The sequence below is a fragment of the Stutzerimonas sp. VN223-3 genome, assembly GCF_045999685.1.
Taxonomy (GTDB): domain Bacteria; phylum Pseudomonadota; class Gammaproteobacteria; order Pseudomonadales; family Pseudomonadaceae; genus Stutzerimonas; species Stutzerimonas stutzeri_AR.
Map to the genome: position 1 here is coordinate 427,515 of NZ_RBEC01000003.1, position 19,136 is coordinate 446,650.

Genomic DNA, 19,136 nt, shown 5'->3' on the forward strand with positions numbered 1-19,136 from the left:
ATCGATGCAGAAACTTCTGGAAGCCTACCGGCACGATCGTCTGATTCTTTTCGTTGGCTCCGGAGTGTCGGCCAATATCGGGCTGCCACCTTGGCGAGATTTGATCAACGAGATCGCTCTACAACTCGACTACGACCCCGACGTATTCGACACCTATGGCAATTTCCTCTCGCTAGCCGAGTACTACCGCATCAAAAAAGGAAATATCGGCCCTTTGCGCAGTTGGATGGACCGTGAGTGGCACCGGAATATCGAAATTCGCGACTCGGAGATTCACCGACTGATCGTTCAGGGCAGGTTTCCTGCGATCTATACGACCAATTATGACCGCTGGCTGGAGAACGCTCACGACGCTCATGGCGTCAGCTATATCAAGATCGCCAATGCGAGCGACTTGGTAAAAGCCCGTGACGGAGTCCGGCAGATCGTTAAGTTCCACGGGGATTTCGATGACGATGACTCGATCGTGTTGGATGAGACCAGTTATTACGAGCGCCTGCAGTTCGAGACGCCGCTGGATATCAAACTGCGCGCAGACACCTTGAGCAAAGCGGTGTTATTTATTGGTTATAGCCTTTCCGATACCAATATTCGGCTGTTGTTCTACAAGCTTTCGAAGATGTGGAATGAGCACGAGACACTCGGTGTTCGGCCGATTTCGTATGTCTTTTCGCACAAACCCAATCCCGTACAGGAAGAGATTCTCAGCCAATGGGGTATTCAGATGGTTACTTCGGAAGATGATGAACCAGGGCTGGCTTTGAAGAATTTTCTGAGGGAGCTGGTAGAGGCGTGATTAACATTCCGGCAAAGTTTCAAGTCCAACTTGATCAAGCGAGGCGAAACAAGGTGTGCGATGCCGTTGGCATCGCACACGTAGCGATCAGTAGTTATAACCAATACCGACGCTATAGAAGAACGCTCCATCATCGTAACGATCTTGCGCATCGCTCCCGCTCTTGAACAGGAACTGATACTCGGCCATTGCAGTGATGAATGTCTTGTCTTGCACCCAGTACTTGATGCCCAACTCAGGGCCACCCATGAAGGTCTCGTCAACCTCCTCGCCATAGAGCCCGCCGACGCTCACACCAATGAATGGACGGGTTTTTCCGCTACCGAAGTGATAGTCATAAAACGCTCGCGTGGAGCCGTCGAACTGGACGCTCTCACCTTCCGAGTCACGCGCATTGACTGTTTGTCGGATGCCCCACATGGAAGCTTCATCCAAATAAGTACCCCAACTGCCCTGTACGGAGAACACTGTGTCGTCGAAGTCCCTGTCGCTACTGCCCGCGCCGCTCAGAGTAACTTCGCGATCACCTGCCATCGGAGCGGCACCTGCGAAAGTTGGAAACATAGCGGCTACCAGCAGGGAAGTTTTGAAAAGTCGGTTCATGACACCACCTCTTGTTCTGCTATGGCGAAATACGCAAGTCGCTGACGCGATGCGTATGCTAATGACCCAAGCACACCAAGACTGTTCATTTTATTTTAGGTATATGAAGCAACTTGTTAATTTTACAAGACTTTTATTTTCATTAACCGCTTCGGTAGTTAACCTTTCATACTAAACCGAGCCATATTAAAAAGCGCAACAGCGATAGTCCTTCACCAACAAACAGAGCGGCTCTTTTATATTAAGCTAATTAACGAAACGGCCCCGACTCACTAGCAGATGGCGAATCGGGGCCGGAAGTAGCGCCTATTAATCAGGCAGAGCCACCTTGCCTGCTTGAAATATCTTCACGCAGTGGCTCGTCTTCCGGGTCCGTGTCGAAGTCGCGGCCCATGGCGATGCGCAACCATACGGGTATCAACAGCAGACCGAGCGCCAGACACACCCAACTGATAACCGAACTGCCCTCAGGCGGCGGGAACATCAATCGGCCTATGCCCACCAGCAGCGAAAACAGCGAAACCGCGGTCACTGCGACTGCAAACAAACGAGTACCGAGCGCTCTGACTGACACCGCTGCAGCAACACCGTTAAGCATCGCTGCATGCCGCCAGAAGCCGAACGGACGCACCCGCCGATAGAAACGCTTGAGCGTCGCATCATCTGTCGCTGGCGTGATGAAGGTCACCAGGATGGCGGCGGATGTTGTGGTCAGGGCCATGATGCCGAGGCGAATCCATTCGCGCTCCGGGTCAGTACCCAGGTAATAGAGCAGTAGCGGCGCGGTAATCAGCGACACTGCCATGGCGGTCAGTTCCGAATACAGATTGATTCGTTCCCACAACCAGCGCAGCACCAAGACCGAACCCATTCCCGCACCGAATAGCAGCGAGATGAACCAGGCAGTCTGGATCGAGCCGAGGTTGGCCATGATGATCATCGCGATCACCAGAATCAGCACATTCGATAAACGCGCAACGACCACGAGCTCTCGGTCCCTGGGCTTGCGCTTGAGCACATGGGGTGCAAACACGCCGCCATAGACATCGTTGCTCCAGTAGGACGCACCCCAATTGAGATGCGTATCGACAGTCGAGGCCAGTGCTGCAAGCAAGCCGACCAGCATCAATCCGCGTACACCCGGCGGTAGCAGATCTTCGATGCCTGTCACGAACAAGGCTTCTCGGGCCGCAGTGAACCCCTCGCCGGCCATCTCACTTGGCGTGAAGGGATAAAGCACCAACAGACCGACGGCGATCGCGAGCCAGAAAAGGCTACGCAGGAGAATCTGTAACCAGGTGAATACCAATCCGGCGATTCGGGCGTCGCGGTCGGTCGGGCAGGCCATGCTTCGCTGCGCAAGATAGCCGGTGCCATCGGAGTTCATCTGGAAAAACCACTGTAGCCCAATGATCACCAAAAACGGCATCAACAACTCCCCGGCATCGGTTGGCGGCGCGAAGGAGAGCATCTTGCCGGCCTGTTCGGCACCGTAGAGTTCGACGATGCGGTCCGTCAGCCCGCCCAACCCTCCCACTGCATCAATGACGAACCAGGCGTAGAGCAGCGTTCCGATCATTGCCAGGCTGAACTGCACCACATCCGTTTGGACCACCGCGCGCAGCCCACCCGTGATCGAGTACATGGCGGTAAACGCAAGAATCAGCAGAATCGAGATGAGGTTGTTGGCCGTCATCATGCTCGGCTCAAGGCCCGTAATGCTTTCGCCTAGCTGAAGCCCAGCGCTGGTAACGAAGCCGACTATAGGCTCGTAAACTCCGGTAGGCAGCCATAAATGCCACGGTAGAAATACTTCAGCGATGCGAACCGCCGCTACCAGTACCATGGCGAGCACCACGCAATTGATTACGGTGCCGTAATAAATGGCCTTGAGCAGACGCAACGGCGTCACACCCTTGCCGCTGTAACGCACGCGGGTCAGCTCGGCGTCGGTCAACACCCCGGCACGGCGCCAACCAACTGCAAACACGAATGCCATCAGCAGAAACGCGATGCCGTAGATCCACAAACGCCAGAGGGCGAAGATACCTGCCGTTGCAACCAGACCGGTAACCAGCAACGGAGTATCTGCGGCGAACTGCGTCGCAGCCATCGAGAAGCCAGCCTTCCAACCCTTGATCGTCCTGCCTGCCAGAAAATATTCGTCAAGGCTCTGCGAAGCTTTACCGCGAGCACGCAGACCGGAACCCAGGCCATACAGGATGAAAGCCGTCACTATCAGTAAATCCAACATATTGGTTTTGTCCTTGTTGGAGAGCTGTTCTGCTTGAGAACCTGCGAAATAACGAAAGATTGCAGCGTTCGGATGAACGGAGCGATCTGCGCCACAGGAGCGTGAAAGCCGCTGTGCCGCAGTCAGATGGGCTACCTTCCACGGTCTCGCAGGATGTGCTTATGTTTGAAATTCAACTGCGTCAGCTACCGGCCGAATGCCGGCCTTTACTGAACAAGTTTTACCGAGCCCATCGCAGCCACATGCGCGTACCAGCCGGGGCTCGCTGTTGGATAGCAGGGAATACTGAGATCGTTGCGGGGCTGTGCTTGACCGGAATCGATGATGGGCACTGGCTGACTGGTTTGTTGGTCGCGCCCGGCCAGCGCAATCAGGGTTTGGCAAAGCAACTGATCGAACAGGCGCTGCGCAACAGCGAAGGCCCTGTGTGGTTGTTCTGCGATCCGAAGCTAAAAGCTTTCTACCAGCAGCTCGGCTTCAGTGAGCCGGCCAGCGTACTGCCTGAAGCGCTCGCCGCGCGTCTACAGCGCTACAACCGAAACAAGGCGCTCATAGCGCTATGGCACGACGACAAGAGATATGCATGCCCCCTACCGTTCTGAAAATTGTCACAGCCTGCCTGTTCAACGATGACGGCCGACTACTGGTAGTACGCAAGCGTGGCACCCGCTTCTTCATGCTGCCTGGCGGCAAGATCGAACCAGAAGAAACGTCGCTACAGGCACTTCGGCGCGAACTTCACGAAGAGCTTGATTTACGGATGGAGGAATCCCAGCTGCAATCGCTCGGGCACTTCCAAGCGCGCGCAGCTAACGAGCCGGACCACTGGGTCGAAGCGGATGTCTTCGTAGGACATCTTGCAAGCGACGTGAAGGTGCAAGCGGAAATTGAGGTACTAGATTGGCTGGAGCTGCACGCGCGACAGCTGGAACATGTCGCCCCGCTGCTTCGCGAACAGGTACTCCCCGTATTGCGTGAGCGGCTCACCGCGATAACACGCTGAGCACCGCTCAGGCTGTTCCAGCCTATGGCGAGATGGGATCGCTGGCAGGAAAGGTTTCTTCCAGGGCTTCGTCCAGATGATCCTCGTCAGCCTCGTCTGGGCGGCGTTTTATCTGGTCTTCCTGATTCTGCCCAGGCTGGTCAGGTTCGTTGGTGTCTTTACCGTTCATGATGAACTCCTCTGAGTGTGTCACGAGCGTTTAGGCCACCGTGCAAAGGAGTCGTTCGGCGAATCGTCCACCGCTACATTATTGCGGACAAAAAAAGGGGCGGGGTTTAAGCCCCGCCCGCCTCCTTCCATGCTTCCCTTTATTTCCTGCTCATCGTCCTGATGAAACCGCATCCTGCGATTGGTCCCGACCAACATCCTTGCCGGTTGTGCTTGTCCCTGAGCACAGGTGCGATATTAAGGCTTCGGCCGACAACGGCAACTCGGAAAAATGCATGATGGCAAACGAGTAATTATGCAATCTGATATTTATTTCACTGAAAATCAATAACTTACACATAAAAATATTTCGCCAAGCGTTCTACCTGAGCTGTTTTACAGGCTTTGCTTACATGCTTTGTAAGTGAATGCTTACATGCCAAAAAGCTTTCTAGGAAAGAGCAGAATTAACCTTATGGGTGGATCAACCCTGGCATCTGGCGCCCCACATAATCAGCCAAAAACTGCCCGAGCAAGGGAAAAGGATTAGCAATTAAAGGAGGTGGTGCGGCCCCTTACCAGAGCGGTAAGGGGCAACCGAGCCTAACGGAACAGTGACTCGCTCGACAGACCATTACGCTCGAGAATTTCGCGTAAGCGCTTGAGCGCTTCGACCTGGATCTGCCGTACCCGCTCACGGGTCAGTCCAATCTCCTGACCGACTTCTTCGAGCGTGCAACTTTCATGTCCACGCAGCCCAAAGCGCCGGATAACCACTTCGCGCTGCTTCTCGGTCAGGTCGGATAGCCATTGGTCAATGCTTTCCGACAAGTCGTCATCGAGCAGCAGATCGCAAGGATCACTCGGTCGATCATCGGTCAGGGTATCGAGCAATGTCTTGTCGGTATCCGGGCCGAGAGAGACATCGACAGAGGTTACGCGCTCGTTCAACCCTAGCATCCGCTTGACCTCTGCAACCGGCTTCTCGAGCAAGTTGGCGATTTCTTCCGGGCTGGGTTCGTGATCGAGTTTCTGCGTCAGTTCACGAGCAGCACGCAGATAAACGTTCAGCTCCTTGACCACATGTATCGGCAGGCGAATGGTGCGGGTTTGATTCATGATCGCACGTTCGATGGTTTGCCGAATCCACCAGGTAGCATAGGTGGAGAAACGGAAACCACGCTCGGGATCAAATTTCTCGACGGCCCGTATCAGCCCCAGGTTGCCCTCCTCGACCAAGTCCAGCAAGGACAGACCGCGATTGACATAGCGCCGGGCAATCTTCACAACCAGTCGCAGGTTGCTCTCGATCATACGCTTGCGCCCCGCCGGATCGCCCTTTTGCGCCAGACGTGCAAAGTGCACCTCTTGCTCGGGAGTCAGCAGGGGGGAAAAGCCGATTTCGTTGAGGTAAAGCTGAGTGGCGTCTAGCGCCCGGGTGTAGTCGATGAACTTGTGTTGCTTGACGGTCGTGGTTTTGGATCGAGTGCCAACTGAACCGACGCGGGAAATATCGCTGATGGGATCGGCGTCCGCTGATGGTTCCATGAGTAGAACAGCATCGTCTACGTCAAACTCCGGCACTTCTTTTTTGAGAGCCATTATTGTTTTCCTGTTCTGAGTTCGACAACAGGCTCGGGCGGCGCGCACTCCCTGGCATCGCTCAAGCCCCTCCTAGTGCCAGAACAGGCAGCATCAAATCATCGCTTTGGCAGATATTGCAGCGGGTCCACGGGCTTGCCTTGGCGGCGAATCTCGAAGTGCAGCTTCACCCGGTCGGTTCCAGTCGATCCCATCTCGGCAATGGTCTGCCCAGCTTTGACTTGTTGACCCTCCTGAACCAGCAGCCTGCGGTTGTGGCCGTAGGCACTTACATAGGTATCGCTGTGCTTGATGATCACAAGTTCGCCGTAACCCCGTAAACCACTGCCGGCGTACACAACAGCCCCATCAGAAGCAGCTAAAACAGGCTGTCCTAATTTCCCGGCGATATCAATGCCTTTATTCAAACTGCCGTTTGAGGAAAACCTACCGATAACCGTGCCGCCTGTAGGCCAGGCCCAGCCGCTCGCGGAGCGGGTTACTGGCTTGACCGGAGTGGTTGCCACAGGCGCCTTGGGTGCCGGTACGCTGGGCCTGGTCAGCGGCGGCGGGATGGGCACCGGCGTCGCAACCACAGATGGTCTAGCGCTTGGTGGCGGAGCCGGACGAGCGGTTACAACACGAGGCGCTTGACCGCTGAAGCGAATCGTCTGTCCGGGATAGATGACATGAGGCGGGCTGATGCGGTTGAGCCTAGCCAAGTCCCGCCAATCCCAGCCAAAGCGAAAGGCGATCGACCACAGGGTATCGCCGCGCTGGACAACATACTGGCCGCTGGTGACTCGGTCGCGGCTGTTGCGATCCACGACATGCACGCCACCGGACGGTGAACTGGCGCACCCGACGAGCAATATGCCGGCCAGGATGGCGGCAAGCGCGCAATGGACTGACGAGGTGCGTATCCACTGCATGCTGGCTGTGAGCTTCAATGCCCGCTCCCTTTGATCGACAATATGTTCAGGCAGTTTCTGCCAACGGCTGACGCCGTCCGGCGAACCATTCGAGCCCGAGCACGAGGATGATACCGGCTACCGCCAGCAGCATTGCCAACAGCAGCTGAGGATCCTGCCCAGTCAGATCGCCGAAGGTACCGGGCAGCAGGTTCTGCTCCAGCAGGGGCACGCGCACACCGTGGGAGTCGATGCGCCAGGTCAGCGTTTCTTTCCAAGGCCACACTTTGTTCAGCGAGCCAAGCATCAGCCCGGTTAGAAAGGCTAGAGTGAGATCGCGCCAACGTTCGAGCATCCAACTGAGCACGCGTGCGAAACTCAGAATACCCACGAGACAGCCTGCCGCAAAAATCGCCAGTACAGCTATATCGAGATTCTTCACCGCGCCGAGCACAACCGGATACAGCCCGAGCAGTACCAGGATGAAGCTACCGGAAATACCCGGCAGGATCATTGCGCAGATCGCGATGGCGCCGGCGAAAAACAAGCTCAAGCCGCTGTCGCTCCACTGTACCGGAGCGGCCACGGTAATCACGTAGGCGAAGGCGATGCCGAGTGTCAACCCGACGATTCGCGAGCAATCCCAGCGTTGGATTTCCTTACCGACCAGATGCACCGAAACCAGAATCAGGCCGAAGAAGAACGACCACACAGGGATCGGATGAGCGTCAAGCAGATAGGTGATCAGCTTGGCCAGGCTGAGCACGCTGGTGAAAATACCGCCCAAGAGAATCAATAGAAAGTTGGCATTGGCCGCCTGCCATGCGTCCCGAATGCGGCCGCGGAACAACAGCACGGCAGCGCCAGGTACCGCGCCGATCGACCGAAGTAATTCGTCATAAATTCCGGTGATAAACGCGATGGTACCGCCGGACACTCCCGGCACCACATCCGCCGCACCCATCGCGATGCCCTTGGCGTACAGCAACAACGTGTTTTTCATGCTTCCTTCCGCTGAGATCAAACTACAGGTCCATTGAGCAGCGGCACGAAGCGCACGGTATCCAGCAAGTGGCGGGAAAAACCGTCTTCCTCTCGAATGATCAGCATCAATTGCTGGACTTCGCCAACTCCAACCGGGATCACCAGCCGCCCGCCGGGAGCCAGTTGATCGAGCAGGGCCTGTGGCACGTCGGCTGCCGCCGCGGTAACGATGATGCCGTTGTAGGGAGCCAATGCAGGCCAACCTTCCCAGCCATCACCCCAGCGAAAGACCACATTGCGCAACTTGAGTTCGACCAGGCGCTCTTTTGCTCGGTCCTGCAGCGCCTGGATGCGCTCGACGGAGAATACACGCTCGACCAATTGCGCCAGCACCGCGGTTTGATAACCAGAACCGGTGCCGATCTCCAGCACCTTGTCCAGCGGACCATCAGCCAGCAGCAGTTCACTCATGCGCGCGACCATAAAAGGCTGCGAAATGGTCTGGTTATGGCCGATTGGCAGAGCGGTATCTTCGTAAGCACGATGAGACAGTGCCTCATCGACGAACAGATGGCGCGGTGTACGCCGGATGCATTCGAGTACCCGAGGGTCGGACAGGCCCTCCTCGTACAGCCGTTGAATCAGACGGTCGCGGGTGCGTTGCGACGTCATACCGGTTCCGTGACGCAGCAGGTTGTCAGGTCCGCGATGGTTCACAGCACGCCCTCCAGCCAGCTATCGAGGCCTTCGAAGGCCTCATGGAAGGTCCGATCGAGCTGCAGCGGCGTAATCGAAACGTAACCCTGCATCACCGCGTGAAAATCGGTCCCCGGCCCACCGTCTTCGACGTCGCCTGCTACCGAAATCCAGTAACCGTCCTTACCACGCGGGTTCGCCTGCTTGATTGGCGGCTTAGCCCGACGACGGTGCCCGAGTCGAGTCAGCTGAATACCGCGGATATGATCTAGCGGCAGATTGGGGACGTTGATGCTAAGTACGGTACGCGGCGGCAAATCGAGCGCCTGTTGCTGCTCGATCAGCTTGCGCGCCACATAGGCGGCGGTTGGCAGGTTATCGGTCAGCCGTGACACAAGGGAAAAGGCGAACGCGGGCTTGCCGGTGAAGCGTCCCTCGATTGCCGCCGCCACGGTGCCGGAATACAGCACGTCGTCGCCCAGGTTGGCCCCCATATTAATACCGGAGACCACCATATCCGGCGCCTCTTCGAGCAGCCCGTTGAGGCCCAGATGGACACAATCGGTGGGTGTGCCGTTCACGCCGATGAAACCGTTCGGCATGGTCGTCGGATGGAGCGGGCGGTCCAGCGTCAATGCGCTGCTGGCGCCACTCATATCCTGGATTGGGGCAACTACTCTGCACTCGGCATAATCCGCCAGCGCGTCATAAAGCGCGGCGAGCCCAGGTGCATACACCCCGTCGTCGTTGGCGATCAAAATACGCATCAAATGTCCGTCTGCCCTGCCAGGCTGACCAGTTCACGTACCACAGCAGTGGCAAAGCATCCGGTCGGCAGGACGAATTCAAGTTGCAGAATGTCAGGCCCGGGATAATGCCACGACAAGCTCCCAATGGGGAGGCGAAGAATGCGCCGTTCATGCTTCATTCCGGCTTCTGCGAGCCACTTGGCGATTGACGGTTCGGCCGCTGCGATTTCGGCCTCCACCGCCCGAGCTTCGCCAGCTGCAGGCGACTCGCCCACGCCCCATAAGGGACCGGTTGGATGAAGATCGAGAAGAGCCAGCCGCGGATCGCTGCACTCGGGGTACCCCGCCTGAAAAAAGCTTCGGCTATCGGTGAACGCGAGCAGATCGCCCGCTTGCGCCTGGTTCCAGGTACCGACAGCAACGCGCTCGGCCAGCACTCGATTGAACAGGTAGCTGCGCCCGGCTGACAGCAGCCGCGAGCGCAGGTTGCGCTGGCCGGGCAGCTCGTGCCTCTCGGCGTACTCGCGGGCGCCATGAACATTGCTGCCTTCGAAGCCGAACCGTTGCAGACCGAAATAATTGGGCACGCCGCACGCCTTGATCCGCTCGAGACGGGCATCCAAATCGGCGTGGTCGGCCTGCATCTGGGTCAGACGCAGGGTGAAGCCGTTGGCCGAGTGCGCGCCGCGTTGCAGCTTGCGCTGGTGCCGGCCGGTGCTGAGAATTTTGAGCGTCTCGTCCTCGGCCTTACCCAATTGCGGATCGGCCTTTCCCGGCAGATGCAGGCTGAACCACTGACGGGTCAGCGCCTGGCGATCCTTCAGGCCGGCGTAACTGATGTTACGTACCGGTACGCCAGCAGCTCGAGCGATGCGACGTGCCGCTTCCTCGGTGTTGAGGTTGCGCTTTTCCACCCACAGCCAGAGGTGCTCGCCCGCGCCGGACAAGGGAATATCGAGCACCTCGTCCACTTGGAAATCCTCGGCGACGGCCTTGAGCACCGCTGTGCCACAGGGTCCACCGTGAGCCCAGGGGCCAAGTAGCTGATCTTCGTTCATGCGCCAACCAGCAGGGCTACAGCGTGCACCGCGATACCCTCTTCACGCCCGGTGAAGCCGAGCTTCTCGGTAGTGGTGGCCTTGACGTTGACCTGATCCAGATCAATCTGCAGGTCTTGCGCGATAACGCTGCGCATCGACTCGATATGCGGGGCCATTTTCGGCGCCTGGGCGACAATGGTGGCATCGACATTGCCGACCTTCCAACCCTTGGCCTGCACTTGCTTGAGCACATGCCGCAGCAACACTCGGCTGTCGGCGCCTTTGAATTGAGGGTCGGTATCAGGAAAGTGCTTGCCGATATCACCCAACGCCGCGGCACCGAGCAGTGCATCGCTCAGCGCATGCAGCAACACGTCGCCATCCGAATGCGCGAGCAGGCCGAACCTGTGAGGAATCCGCACGCCGCCGAGGGTGACGAAATCACCCTCGGCGAAACGGTGCACGTCAAAGCCGTGGCCGATACGCATAGTCAAAACGCCCTGGAAAGATCAGCCGAGGATTCTACAGGACGCAGCCGCCCGGTGAACCAACGCATACCGCCGACGAACCGCCACGCGTATCGATAAGTCCGATAAACACCATTAACCGAATCGATCACATATCGGAGTTTAGCGATATATAGTTCGGTCCATCGCGATATACCGAACCAGGCGAACCCATGCCCGACGAACTAGACGACATCATCAAGGCGCTTGCCCATCCACTACGCCGGGACATCCTGCAGTGGCTGAAAGAGCCCGAACGTTACTTTTCCGAACAGCACCACTCACTGGAAAACGGCGTCTGCGCCGGGCAAATCGATCAGCGCGCCGGGCTGTCGCAATCAACCGTATCGGCACACCTGGCAACGTTGCAGCGTGCCGGGCTGATCACCAATCGCAAGGTCGGTCAGTGGCACTTCTTCAAACGCAACGAACAGGCCATCCAGAACTTTTTGGTACGCATCGGCCAGGACCTCTGAATTTCCATCGCACCCCTTCCGTGTAAAAGGAGCAGCATCGCTATGCCTACACTTTTCGACCCGATCAAGATTGGCGAACTAGAACTGGCCAATCGCATCATCATGGCCCCACTGACGCGCTGCCGCGCCGAACCAGGCCGCGTCCCCGGTGATCTGATTGCCGAGTACTACGGCCAACGCGCCGACGCCGGCCTGATCATCAGCGAAGCCACCTCTGTCACCCCGATGGGAGTCGGTTATCCGGACACGCCCGGCATCTGGTCTTCCGAGCAAGTTCAAGGCTGGAGGAAGGTCACCGACGCGGTACATGCGAAGGGGGGCAAAATCGTTCTGCAACTTTGGCACGTCGGTCGTATTTCCGACCCGATCTATCTCGACGGCCAGCTGCCCGTCGCACCGAGCGCGATCAAGCCAGCCGGCCATGTCAGCCTGGTTCGCCCGATGAAGGGCTACGAAACTCCGCGTGCACTGGAAACCAGCGAAATCGCCGGCATCGTCGAGGCCTATCGCAAGGGTGCAGAAAACGCCAAAGAGGCCGGTTTCGATGGCGTCGAGATTCACGGCGCCAACGGTTACCTGCTCGACCAGTTTCTGCAGGACAGTACCAATCAGCGCACCGACCAATACGGTGGCTCGCTGGAAAACCGTGCACGGCTGATGCTGGAAGTGACCGATGCCGCGATCAGCGTCTGGGGCGTAGGACGTGTTGGCGTGCATCTGGCGCCGCGGGCCGATTCCCATGACATGGGCGACTCCAACCGCGCCGAGACCTTCGGTTACGTTGCCCGCGAGCTGGGCAAGCGTGGCGTGGCCTTCATCTGCACCCGTGAGAAGGCGGGCGAAGACAGCCTCGGCCCACAGCTGAAGCAGATCTTCGGCGGCGTCTATATCGCCAACGAGCGATTCACCAAGGATCAGGCCAACGCCTGGCTGGCAGAAGGCAAGGCCGACGCAGTGGCCTTCGGCATCCCTTACATTGCCAACCCGGATCTGGCTGAACGGTTGCGCCAGGACGCTCCGCTCAACGAGCCGCGCCCAGAGCTGTTCTACGCCAAGGGTGCCGAGGGCTATACCGATTACCCGTCGCTCTAGCTCCTTGCGATGGAAAGGCCCGACCGGATGTTCCGGTCGGGCCTTTTTTCGTTTCGGTAACCTTGAGCTGTCGTGCCAACTCTTCTCGCAGGAGCCCAGTGGGACGCCTAGTCCTCGCTGGCGAAGCTTCTGAGGCGGTTCGCGAGCAAGCTCGCTCCTACATTCGAGGGGTTGGTATCAGGATTTCAGCGCCTGGGCATGATGCCGCAGATGATCATCAATGAAACTGCTGATGAAATAGTAGCTGTGGTCATAACCGGGTTGGATGCGCAGCGTCAGCGGATGCCCTGCTGTCTTGGCCGCAGCCTCCAGCGCGTCGGGCTTGAGCTGGCTGGCCATGAAGTCATCACGATCACCTTGATCCACCAAAATCGGCAGCTTTTCCTCGACTTCGGCGATCAATGCGCAGGCGTCCCATTCGCGCCAGCGCGAGCGCTCTTCGCCCAGGTAGCGAGAGAAAGCCTTTTCGCCCCAGGGACAAGCCGCCGGATTGCTGATGGGCGCGAAGGCTGACAACGACTGGTAACGGCCGGGGTTCTTCAACGCGCATACCAGCGCCCCGTGACCACCCATGGAGTGCCCGCTGATGCCGCGCTTGTCCGAAACCGGAAAATTCGCCTCGATCAGCGACGGCAGCTCGTTCACCACATAGTCATACATGCGGTAGTGCTGGGCCCAGGGTTCCTGAGTTGCGTTGAGATAGAAGCCGGCACCCAGACCGAAATCGTAGGCCGCGTCCGGATCATCCGGTACTCCTGGACCGCGCGGGCTGGTGTCCGGCGCGACGATGATCAGCCCGAGCTCGGCGGCCAGCCGGTGTGCGCCAGCTTTCTGCATGAAGTTCTCATCGGTACAGGTCAGCCCCGACAGCCAGTACAGCACCGGCAGTTTCTCGCCCTGCTCCGCCTGTGGCGGCAGGTACACGGCAAAAATCATGTCGCAGTTCAAGCTGCTGGAGCGATGCCGGTAACGCTTGTGCCAGCCGCCGAAGCTTTTCTGGCTGGCAATGATTTCAAGAGTCATTTGGGGTTCTCCGAAGCTGGAAGGGCTTGAAGCCAGAAGCGTTTACCTCGTTGCCGTTCTCTTCGCGCTTCTGGCTTCATGTTTCCAGCCGTTCTTAGAAATGAATGACAGTCCGAATGCTCTTGCCTTCATGCATCAGATCGAACGCCTTGTTGATTTCCTTCAGCCCCATGTTGTGGGTGATGAAGGTATCCAGCGGAATTTCGCCCTTTTGCGCCTTCTCCACATAGCTCGGCAGCTCGGTACGACCCTTGACGCCACCGAAGGCACTGCCGCGCCAGACGCGGCCCGTTACCAGCTGGAACGGACGGGTGCTGATTTCCTGCCCGGCACCGGCCACGCCGATGATCACGGACTCGCCCCACCCCTTGTGCGCGCACTCCAGCGCGGCGCGCATCAACTGCACATTGCCGACGCACTCGAAGGAATAGTCCACCCCGCCGTCGGTCATCTCGACGATGACTTCCTGGATCGGCTTGTCGTGATCCTTTGGATTGACGAAATCGGTAGCGCCCAGCTCTTCGGCAATGGCGAACTTCGACGGATTGATGTCGATCGCGATGATGCGGCTAGCCTTGGCCATTTTGGCGCCAATGATTGCCGCCAAACCGATCCCGCCGAGACCGAAGATCGCCACGGTCGCGCCCTCCTCCACCTTGGCTGTGTTGAGCACCGCGCCGATGCCGGTCGTGACACCGCAGCCGAGCAGGCAGACCTTGTCCAATGGCGCTTCCTTGGGAATCTTCGCCACGGAGACTTCCGGCAGCACCGTGTACTCAGAAAAGGTCGAGGTGCCCATGTAGTGGTAGATCGGCTCGCCCTTATAAGAGAAGCGCGTTGTGCCGTCCGGCATCAGGCCTTTGCCCTGGGTTGCGCGTACCGAGCTGCAGAGATTGGTTTTGCCGGATTTGCAGAATTTGCACTGGCGGCATTCAGCCGTGTACAGCGGTATGACGTGGTCGCCTACCGCTACGGAGGTCACGCCCTCGCCGATGGCCTCGACGACACCCCCACCTTCATGCCCGAGGATGCAGGGGAAAACACCTTCGGAGTCCTCTCCAGACAAGGTGTACGCATCGGTATGACAAACGCCGGTCGCGATTATCCGCACCAGTACCTCGCCTGCCTTGGGCGGCTCGACGTCCACCTCAACGATTTGCAGGGGCTGGTTGGCGACAAAAGCGACTGCGGCGCGGGATTTAATGGTCATGGACTCTACTCATGCGTGGTGATCGGGGCAGTGTAGTTTGGCCAGCGGGTTGGGTTAATGGGCCGTTTGTGGAAACATTGTTGCCATATGGGGATAATTCGCGTCTTGCCGCCTAACGGGCAGCATCGCAGTCCGTTCATTCATCATTCTCCACTGTTCCGCGGCGCAGTCCCGGCGGGCCAAGAGTCTGATTTTGGTGGGCTGAAGCCCACCCTACGGACTGAGGCGGAGCGTCTTCGGCGCACCCCACTTGGCGCCCCTAAGCGAGCACGTTGATCTCCCGTAGGGTGGGCCGGGCGGCGCTCCGCTTCAGCCCACCTTCCAAGCTCAAGCTGTCCAACCTCGGTGCGACCATCCTGCCAGCGTCGTGATAGAGCGCGGCATTTATTAGGAGTGCAGCTTTTGAATCGCTGGGAAGGCCTGGACGAGTTCGTTGCGGTAGCCGAGTGCGGAAGCTTTATGCGCGCCGCGGAGCTACTGCGCGTCTCATCCTCACATATCAGTCGCCAAGTAGCGCGCCTCGAGGAGCGCCTGCAGGCCCGGCTGTTCTACCGCACCACTCGCCGCGTGTCGCTGACCGAAGCCGGTCATACCTTTCTGGCGCGCTGCCAGCGGCTGATCGAAGAACGCGACGAGGCCTTTCATGCCATTAGCGACTTGCACAGTGCTCCAACCGGCCTACTGCGCATGACTGCCGCGGTGGCTTATGGTGAACGTTTCATCGTGCCGCTGGTGAATGAATTCATGGCGCAGCATCCACAGTTGCGCGTCGATATCGAACTCTCGAATCGCACGCTGGATCTGGTTCAGGAAGGCTACGATCTGGCAATACGCCTGGGTCGCCTAAGCGAATCGCGGCTGGTGGCGACGCGAATCGCCCCGCGCGCCATGTATCTCTGTGCCGCCCCGTCCTATCTCGAACGTTACGGTCGCCCCCATACACTTTCGGAACTGGCGCGGCACAACTGCCTGGTGGGCACGGGCGACACCTGGATGCTTCAATTAGAGGGGCGCGAGCAGCCGTTCAAACCCACCGGGAACTGGCGCTGCAATAGCGGTCAGGCCGTGCTTGATGCTGCGCTTCGCGGCTTTGGCCTCTGTCAGCTGCCGGACTATTACGTGCAAGAGCCGCTGCGCCGTGGCGAACTGGTTTCGCTACTGGAAGCTAACCAGCCTCCTAATACGGCGGTCTGGGCCGTCTATCCGCAGCGGCGCTATCCATTGCCGAAGGTACGGTTGCTGATTCAGGCGCTGAAAGACGGGCTCGCCATACGTCCCGAGTACCGTAACGAACGCGACTGAGTTGCAACTACGCCGCGCGTCCGACTACCAAGCTGGCGGAGGAACCCGCCCCTGCCGGTCACGTCGAAATTCTGTAGCCGGTGGCCTTTGCGCTTTGCCTGGGTACTCGGCGATTCAATCAGGAGGACATCATGCAGATTCTGGTGAACAGCAATCACAGCGTTAACGTGACCAGCAACCTTGAGGAGCACGTAAAGGCAACGGTGGAGAGCGAACTGGAACGTTTCGATGATCAGCTGACCCGAGTCGAAGTTCATCTCAACGACGAGAACAGCGGCAAAAGCGGCCCCCAGGACAAACGCTGTCAGATGGAAGCCAGGGTCAAGGGCCATGAGCCCATCTCCACGACCCACAAGGCAGACTCAATGACGCTTGCCATTGATGGCGCCGCGGAAAAGCTCAGCCATGCGTTGGCCCATGCGCTGGACAAGCTCAATCACCACTGACCATTCACCGATAAAAAAACCGGCCTAACCAGGCCGTTGATGAACCCACGAGGGACCGAACCACCTGACTACGAGAGAGGCCGTGCATGAACAGATTGCTCGATCGTGAAACCATGTCCCAACTGCTGGCAAAGCGCGACGCGCCATGCCTATCGCTATACCAGCCCACTCACCGCAGCTTTCCCGAGCGCCAGCAGGATCCCATCCGCTTCAAACATCTGGTTCGACAACTGGAGGACTCACTCAAACAACAAGGCCGCACTGATCAGGCCAAGACACTGCTCAAACCCTTCCATGACCTGATCGACGATGCCGACTTCTGGAAATCCAACCGCGACGGACTTGCCGTATTCGGTGCCGCTGGTTATTTCGAGGTGTTTCGCCTGCAGCGTAGCGTGCCGGAACTGGCAGTCGCCAACGACCGCATGCACCTCAAGCCATTGCTGCGTATCGCCCAGTCCGCCGACCGCTACCAGATCCTCACGATTACGCTAGATGCGGTTCGCCTGTTCGAAGGCAACCGTGACGGTATAGATGAAATTACGCTGGCCGATGGCGTACCGAAAACGGTAGAGGAGGCGCTTGGGCGCGAGCTGACCGAGAAGGGCCAGACCGGTTTTCCTCAAGGCTATAGCCGCGCCAGCGAGCGCGGAGATCCGATGCAGGTCGAGAGCGGTGGCGCTGGCCGACAGGATGAAATCGATCGGGATCGCGAGCGCTTCTTCCGCGAGGTGGACCGCGCGATCCTTGAGCACCACAGCCGCAAGTCTCGGTTGCCGTTGATTCTCGCCGCGCTTCCCGAACACCAATTTCATTTCCGCAAGCACAGCCACAACGAGCATCTGCTGCCGGAAGGCATCGAGAACGATGCATCGCTGCTCAGCCATGACGAATTACGGGAAAAGAGCTGGATGGTCATGCAGCCGCGCTATATCAAGCGTCTCGAAGGCTTCATCAACCAGTACGGAGAATCGCATGGTCAAGGCCTCGCCACAGATCAGCTCGATCAAATCGGTCAGGCAACCATTGAAGGGCGCGTAGCGACCCTGCTGGTAGAAGCCGAACGGCAGATTCCGGGCGTGACGGACAAGCAGCAAGGCAAGGCGTTAGCGGTCGGGAATGATTCGGCAACTACTCCCGATTTGCTCGACGAACTGACCATATGGACATTGGAGCAAGGCGGCGAAGTTATTTCGGTACCCACCGAGCGCATGCCAACAGAGAGCGGTGCCGCAGCAATATATCGTTATTAACAGGAGCCAGACATGACAGCGCTGGCAGTCAGGACCGCCAGCGCTGCTCCAGCCACTGCAGGTCCTCCGGGCGGGTAATCTTCAGATTATCCGACCGCCCTTCGATCAGCCGCGGGCTATGCCCCGCCCATTCCAGCGCCGAGGCTTCGTCGGTAACTGCCGCACCAGCTTCGAGCGCACCGGCAAGCGCATCACGTAGCGCACCGAGACGGAACATCTGTGGCGTGAAAGCCTGCCAGATCACGCTGCGATCGATGGTTTCCAGCACCCGTCCGTTGCCCCCGGCACGCTTCAGGGTATCTCGTGCAGGCACGGCGAGAAGGCCGCCGATGGGATCATCCGCCAGCTCCACAAGGAGTCGGTCAAGATCTTCGCGCGACAGATTGGGACGTGCCGCGTCGTGCACCAGCACCCATTCTTCGTCGCGTGCGCCAAGCTCGGATAGGCGATGCAGACCAGCAAGCACCGAATCGGCACGCTCGCTACCGCCATTGGCGCGCTGGATACGCGGATCGTTTGCACAACGAAGATCCGACCAATAAGGATCGTTACCCGCCAAGCTGACCACCAGCCCCTGTAGCTGGGGATGGCTGAGAAAGCAGGCCAAGGTATGTTCGAGGACGGTCTTGCCGGCCAGTTGCAGGTACTGCTTGGGCCGATCCGCGCGCATGCGGCTGCCGATACCGGCAGCCGGTATTACGGTCCAGAACCCTGGAAGCATGGCCGCACTCATTCGGCGAGCTGGTAGAGAGTCTCGCCCTCTTTGACCATCCCGAGTTCATGACGGGCGCGCTCTTCGACAGTTTCCATACCCTGCTTGAGCTCCCTCACCTCGGCTTCAAGAATGCGGTTGCGTTCGAGCAGCCGCTGGTTTTCGCCCTGTTGTTCAGCGATCTGCTTGCTCAACCCGCTGACCTGAGCGAGGCTTCCTTCGCCAACCCATAAACGATATTGCAGACCGCCCAGCAGCAGGAGCAATACGACGAATAACCAATTAGAGCTGCGCATGGAAGGCATGGAACGACTTCGGTTGGTTTCCAATAACGGTATGTAAGTGGCGATCA

Annotated in this window: 21 protein-coding genes and 1 pseudogene; 8 read left to right on the forward strand and 14 right to left on the reverse strand. The window is 58.4% G+C overall.

All coding sequences use genetic code 11. The features are described from left to right. Nucleotides 1–4: 4 nt before the first annotated feature. Nucleotides 5–796, forward strand: coding sequence for an SIR2 family protein (locus D7241_RS17865; protein WP_255979106.1), 792 nt, complete (start codon nt 5–7; stop codon nt 794–796). Between the two features lie 87 nt (nt 797–883). Here the strand turns inward: D7241_RS17865 and D7241_RS17870 are convergent, their stop codons facing one another. Both D7241_RS17870 and D7241_RS17875 read right to left on the reverse strand, forming a co-directional pair. Continuing rightward, nucleotides 884–1,399: a hypothetical protein gene (locus D7241_RS17870; RefSeq protein ID WP_255979108.1), complete on the reverse strand. Its 516-nt coding sequence runs from the start codon at nt 1,397–1,399 to the stop codon at nt 884–886. A 313-nt stretch (nt 1,400–1,712) separates the two neighbouring features. After that, nucleotides 1,713–3,653: a sodium:solute symporter family protein gene (locus D7241_RS17875; protein WP_408102658.1), complete on the reverse strand. Its 1,941-nt coding sequence runs from the start codon at nt 3,651–3,653 to the stop codon at nt 1,713–1,715. A gap of 161 nt (nt 3,654–3,814) precedes the next feature. On the opposite strand from D7241_RS17875, the gene D7241_RS17880 reads away from it, so the two are divergent. Continuing rightward, nucleotides 3,815–4,255 carry a GNAT family N-acetyltransferase gene (locus D7241_RS17880; protein ID WP_408102659.1) on the forward strand — a complete coding sequence of 147 codons (441 nt, stop codon included), beginning with the start codon at nt 3,815–3,817 and terminating at the stop codon, nt 4,253–4,255. Then, complete coding sequence (locus D7241_RS17885) at nt 4,237–4,656, forward strand: NUDIX hydrolase (protein WP_408102660.1); 420 nt, start codon at nt 4,237–4,239, stop codon at nt 4,654–4,656. The genes D7241_RS17880 and D7241_RS17885 overlap by 19 nt, the downstream gene beginning before the upstream one ends. Before the next feature lie 22 nt (nt 4,657–4,678). On the opposite strand, the gene D7241_RS17890 is transcribed toward D7241_RS17885, so the two are convergent. From D7241_RS17890 to ispF, 8 genes are all read right to left on the reverse strand, one after another. Next, nucleotides 4,679–4,825, reverse strand: a complete 147-nt coding sequence (locus D7241_RS17890) for a hypothetical protein (RefSeq protein WP_408102661.1) — start codon at nt 4,823–4,825, stop codon at nt 4,679–4,681. A gap of 581 nt (nt 4,826–5,406) precedes the next feature. Then, nucleotides 5,407–6,405 carry an RNA polymerase sigma factor RpoS gene (rpoS, locus tag D7241_RS17895; protein ID WP_408102662.1) on the reverse strand — a complete coding sequence of 333 codons (999 nt, stop codon included), beginning with the start codon at nt 6,403–6,405 and terminating at the stop codon, nt 5,407–5,409. 98 nt (nt 6,406–6,503) lie between these two features. After that, nucleotides 6,504–7,316: a peptidoglycan DD-metalloendopeptidase family protein gene (locus D7241_RS17900; protein WP_408102958.1), complete on the reverse strand. Its 813-nt coding sequence runs from the start codon at nt 7,314–7,316 to the stop codon at nt 6,504–6,506. Nucleotides 7,317–7,362: 46 nt separating this feature from the next. Further along, the gene (locus D7241_RS17905) at nt 7,363–8,298 is read right to left on the reverse strand and encodes a DUF368 domain-containing protein (RefSeq protein ID WP_408102663.1); all 936 of its coding nucleotides are present in this window, start codon (nt 8,296–8,298) and stop codon (nt 7,363–7,365) included. Between the two features lie 17 nt (nt 8,299–8,315). Beyond that, nucleotides 8,316–8,951, reverse strand: a complete 636-nt coding sequence (locus D7241_RS17910; protein ID WP_408102664.1) for a protein-L-isoaspartate(D-aspartate) O-methyltransferase — start codon at nt 8,949–8,951, stop codon at nt 8,316–8,318. 41 nt (nt 8,952–8,992) lie between these two features. Continuing rightward, nucleotides 8,993–9,742 (reverse strand): 5'/3'-nucleotidase SurE, encoded by a 750-nt coding sequence (gene surE, locus D7241_RS17915; RefSeq protein ID WP_408102665.1) that lies wholly within the window; start codon nt 9,740–9,742, stop codon nt 8,993–8,995. Beyond that, on the reverse strand, nt 9,742–10,782 hold the full coding sequence (gene truD / locus D7241_RS17920) for a tRNA pseudouridine(13) synthase TruD (protein WP_408102666.1): 1,041 nt from the start codon (nt 10,780–10,782) through the stop codon (nt 9,742–9,744). The genes surE and truD overlap by 1 nt, the downstream gene beginning before the upstream one ends. Then, nucleotides 10,779–11,252, reverse strand: a complete 474-nt coding sequence (gene ispF, locus D7241_RS17925) for a 2-C-methyl-D-erythritol 2,4-cyclodiphosphate synthase (protein ID WP_255979126.1) — start codon at nt 11,250–11,252, stop codon at nt 10,779–10,781. Before ispF ends, truD begins: the two co-directional genes overlap by 4 nt. 191 nt (nt 11,253–11,443) lie before the next feature. Between ispF and D7241_RS17930 the strand changes: the two genes are divergently transcribed. Continuing rightward, on the forward strand, nt 11,444–11,746 hold the full coding sequence (locus D7241_RS17930) for a helix-turn-helix transcriptional regulator (RefSeq protein WP_255979128.1): 303 nt from the start codon (nt 11,444–11,446) through the stop codon (nt 11,744–11,746). Between the two features lie 42 nt (nt 11,747–11,788). Further along, nucleotides 11,789–12,838, forward strand: a complete 1,050-nt coding sequence (locus D7241_RS17935; RefSeq protein WP_408102667.1) for an alkene reductase — start codon at nt 11,789–11,791, stop codon at nt 12,836–12,838. A 177-nt stretch (nt 12,839–13,015) separates the two neighbouring features. Here the strand turns inward: D7241_RS17935 and fghA are convergent, their stop codons facing one another. Then, on the reverse strand, nt 13,016–13,861 hold the full coding sequence (fghA, locus tag D7241_RS17940; protein ID WP_408102668.1) for an S-formylglutathione hydrolase: 846 nt from the start codon (nt 13,859–13,861) through the stop codon (nt 13,016–13,018). A 94-nt stretch (nt 13,862–13,955) separates the two neighbouring features. After that, entirely contained in the window at nt 13,956–15,071 is a 1,116-nt protein-coding gene (locus tag D7241_RS17945) for an S-(hydroxymethyl)glutathione dehydrogenase/class III alcohol dehydrogenase (protein WP_408102669.1), read from the reverse strand. A gap of 402 nt (nt 15,072–15,473) precedes the next feature. Here D7241_RS17945 and D7241_RS17950 point away from each other — a divergent pair, with 402 nt between their 5' ends. From D7241_RS17950 to D7241_RS17960, 3 genes and pseudogenes are all read left to right on the forward strand, one after another. Continuing rightward, complete coding sequence (locus D7241_RS17950) at nt 15,474–16,373, forward strand: LysR substrate-binding domain-containing protein (RefSeq protein WP_408102670.1); 900 nt, start codon at nt 15,474–15,476, stop codon at nt 16,371–16,373. Nucleotides 16,374–16,504: 131 nt separating this feature from the next. Then, nucleotides 16,505–16,807, forward strand: a pseudogene (hpf, locus tag D7241_RS17955) (ribosome hibernation-promoting factor, HPF/YfiA family); the annotation flags it as partial. Between the two features lie 98 nt (nt 16,808–16,905). Beyond that, entirely contained in the window at nt 16,906–18,072 is a 1,167-nt protein-coding gene (locus D7241_RS17960; RefSeq protein ID WP_408102671.1) for a hypothetical protein, read from the forward strand. A 28-nt stretch (nt 18,073–18,100) separates the two neighbouring features. Here D7241_RS17960 and ispD read toward each other — a convergent pair whose 3' ends face one another. Further along, entirely contained in the window at nt 18,101–18,805 is a 705-nt protein-coding gene (gene ispD, locus D7241_RS17965) for a 2-C-methyl-D-erythritol 4-phosphate cytidylyltransferase (protein WP_408102672.1), read from the reverse strand. Further along, entirely contained in the window at nt 18,802–19,080 is a 279-nt protein-coding gene (ftsB, locus tag D7241_RS17970) for a cell division protein FtsB (protein WP_255979337.1), read from the reverse strand. Before ftsB ends, ispD begins: the two co-directional genes overlap by 4 nt. Nucleotides 19,081–19,136 lie beyond the last annotated feature (56 nt).

Bases quoted from the DNA above. Each gene is read 5' to 3' on its own strand.
- D7241_RS17935 (WP_408102667.1), top strand. From the start codon at position 11,789: ATGCCTACACTTTTCGACCCGATCAAGATTGGCGAACTAGAACTGGCC.
- D7241_RS17945 (WP_408102669.1), bottom strand. From the start codon at position 15,071: ATGACCATTAAATCCCGCGCCGCAGTCGCTTTTGTCGCCAACCAGCCC.
- ispD (WP_408102672.1), bottom strand. From the start codon at position 18,805: ATGAGTGCGGCCATGCTTCCAGGGTTCTGGACCGTAATACCGGCTGCC.
- D7241_RS17870 (WP_255979108.1), bottom strand. From the start codon at position 1,399: ATGAACCGACTTTTCAAAACTTCCCTGCTGGTAGCCGCTATGTTTCCA.
- D7241_RS17875 (WP_408102658.1), bottom strand. From the start codon at position 3,653: ATGTTGGATTTACTGATAGTGACGGCTTTCATCCTGTATGGCCTGGGT.
- D7241_RS17930 (WP_255979128.1), top strand. From the start codon at position 11,444: ATGCCCGACGAACTAGACGACATCATCAAGGCGCTTGCCCATCCACTA.
- D7241_RS17890 (WP_408102661.1), bottom strand. From the start codon at position 4,825: ATGAACGGTAAAGACACCAACGAACCTGACCAGCCTGGGCAGAATCAG.
- D7241_RS17960 (WP_408102671.1), top strand. From the start codon at position 16,906: ATGAACAGATTGCTCGATCGTGAAACCATGTCCCAACTGCTGGCAAAG.
- D7241_RS17910 (WP_408102664.1), bottom strand. From the start codon at position 8,951: ATGACGTCGCAACGCACCCGCGACCGTCTGATTCAACGGCTGTACGAG.
- D7241_RS17865 (WP_255979106.1), top strand. From the start codon at position 5: ATGCAGAAACTTCTGGAAGCCTACCGGCACGATCGTCTGATTCTTTTC.
- D7241_RS17880 (WP_408102659.1), top strand. From the start codon at position 3,815: ATGTTTGAAATTCAACTGCGTCAGCTACCGGCCGAATGCCGGCCTTTA.
- ftsB (WP_255979337.1), bottom strand. From the start codon at position 19,080: ATGCGCAGCTCTAATTGGTTATTCGTCGTATTGCTCCTGCTGCTGGGC.
- ispF (WP_255979126.1), bottom strand. From the start codon at position 11,252: ATGCGTATCGGCCACGGCTTTGACGTGCACCGTTTCGCCGAGGGTGAT.
- fghA (WP_408102668.1), bottom strand. From the start codon at position 13,861: ATGACTCTTGAAATCATTGCCAGCCAGAAAAGCTTCGGCGGCTGGCAC.
- truD (WP_408102666.1), bottom strand. From the start codon at position 10,782: ATGAACGAAGATCAGCTACTTGGCCCCTGGGCTCACGGTGGACCCTGT.
- D7241_RS17900 (WP_408102958.1), bottom strand. From the start codon at position 7,316: ATGCAGTGGATACGCACCTCGTCAGTCCATTGCGCGCTTGCCGCCATC.
- surE (WP_408102665.1), bottom strand. From the start codon at position 9,742: ATGCGTATTTTGATCGCCAACGACGACGGGGTGTATGCACCTGGGCTC.
- D7241_RS17905 (WP_408102663.1), bottom strand. From the start codon at position 8,298: ATGAAAAACACGTTGTTGCTGTACGCCAAGGGCATCGCGATGGGTGCG.
- D7241_RS17885 (WP_408102660.1), top strand. From the start codon at position 4,237: ATGCCCCCTACCGTTCTGAAAATTGTCACAGCCTGCCTGTTCAACGAT.
- rpoS (WP_408102662.1), bottom strand. From the start codon at position 6,405: ATGGCTCTCAAAAAAGAAGTGCCGGAGTTTGACGTAGACGATGCTGTT.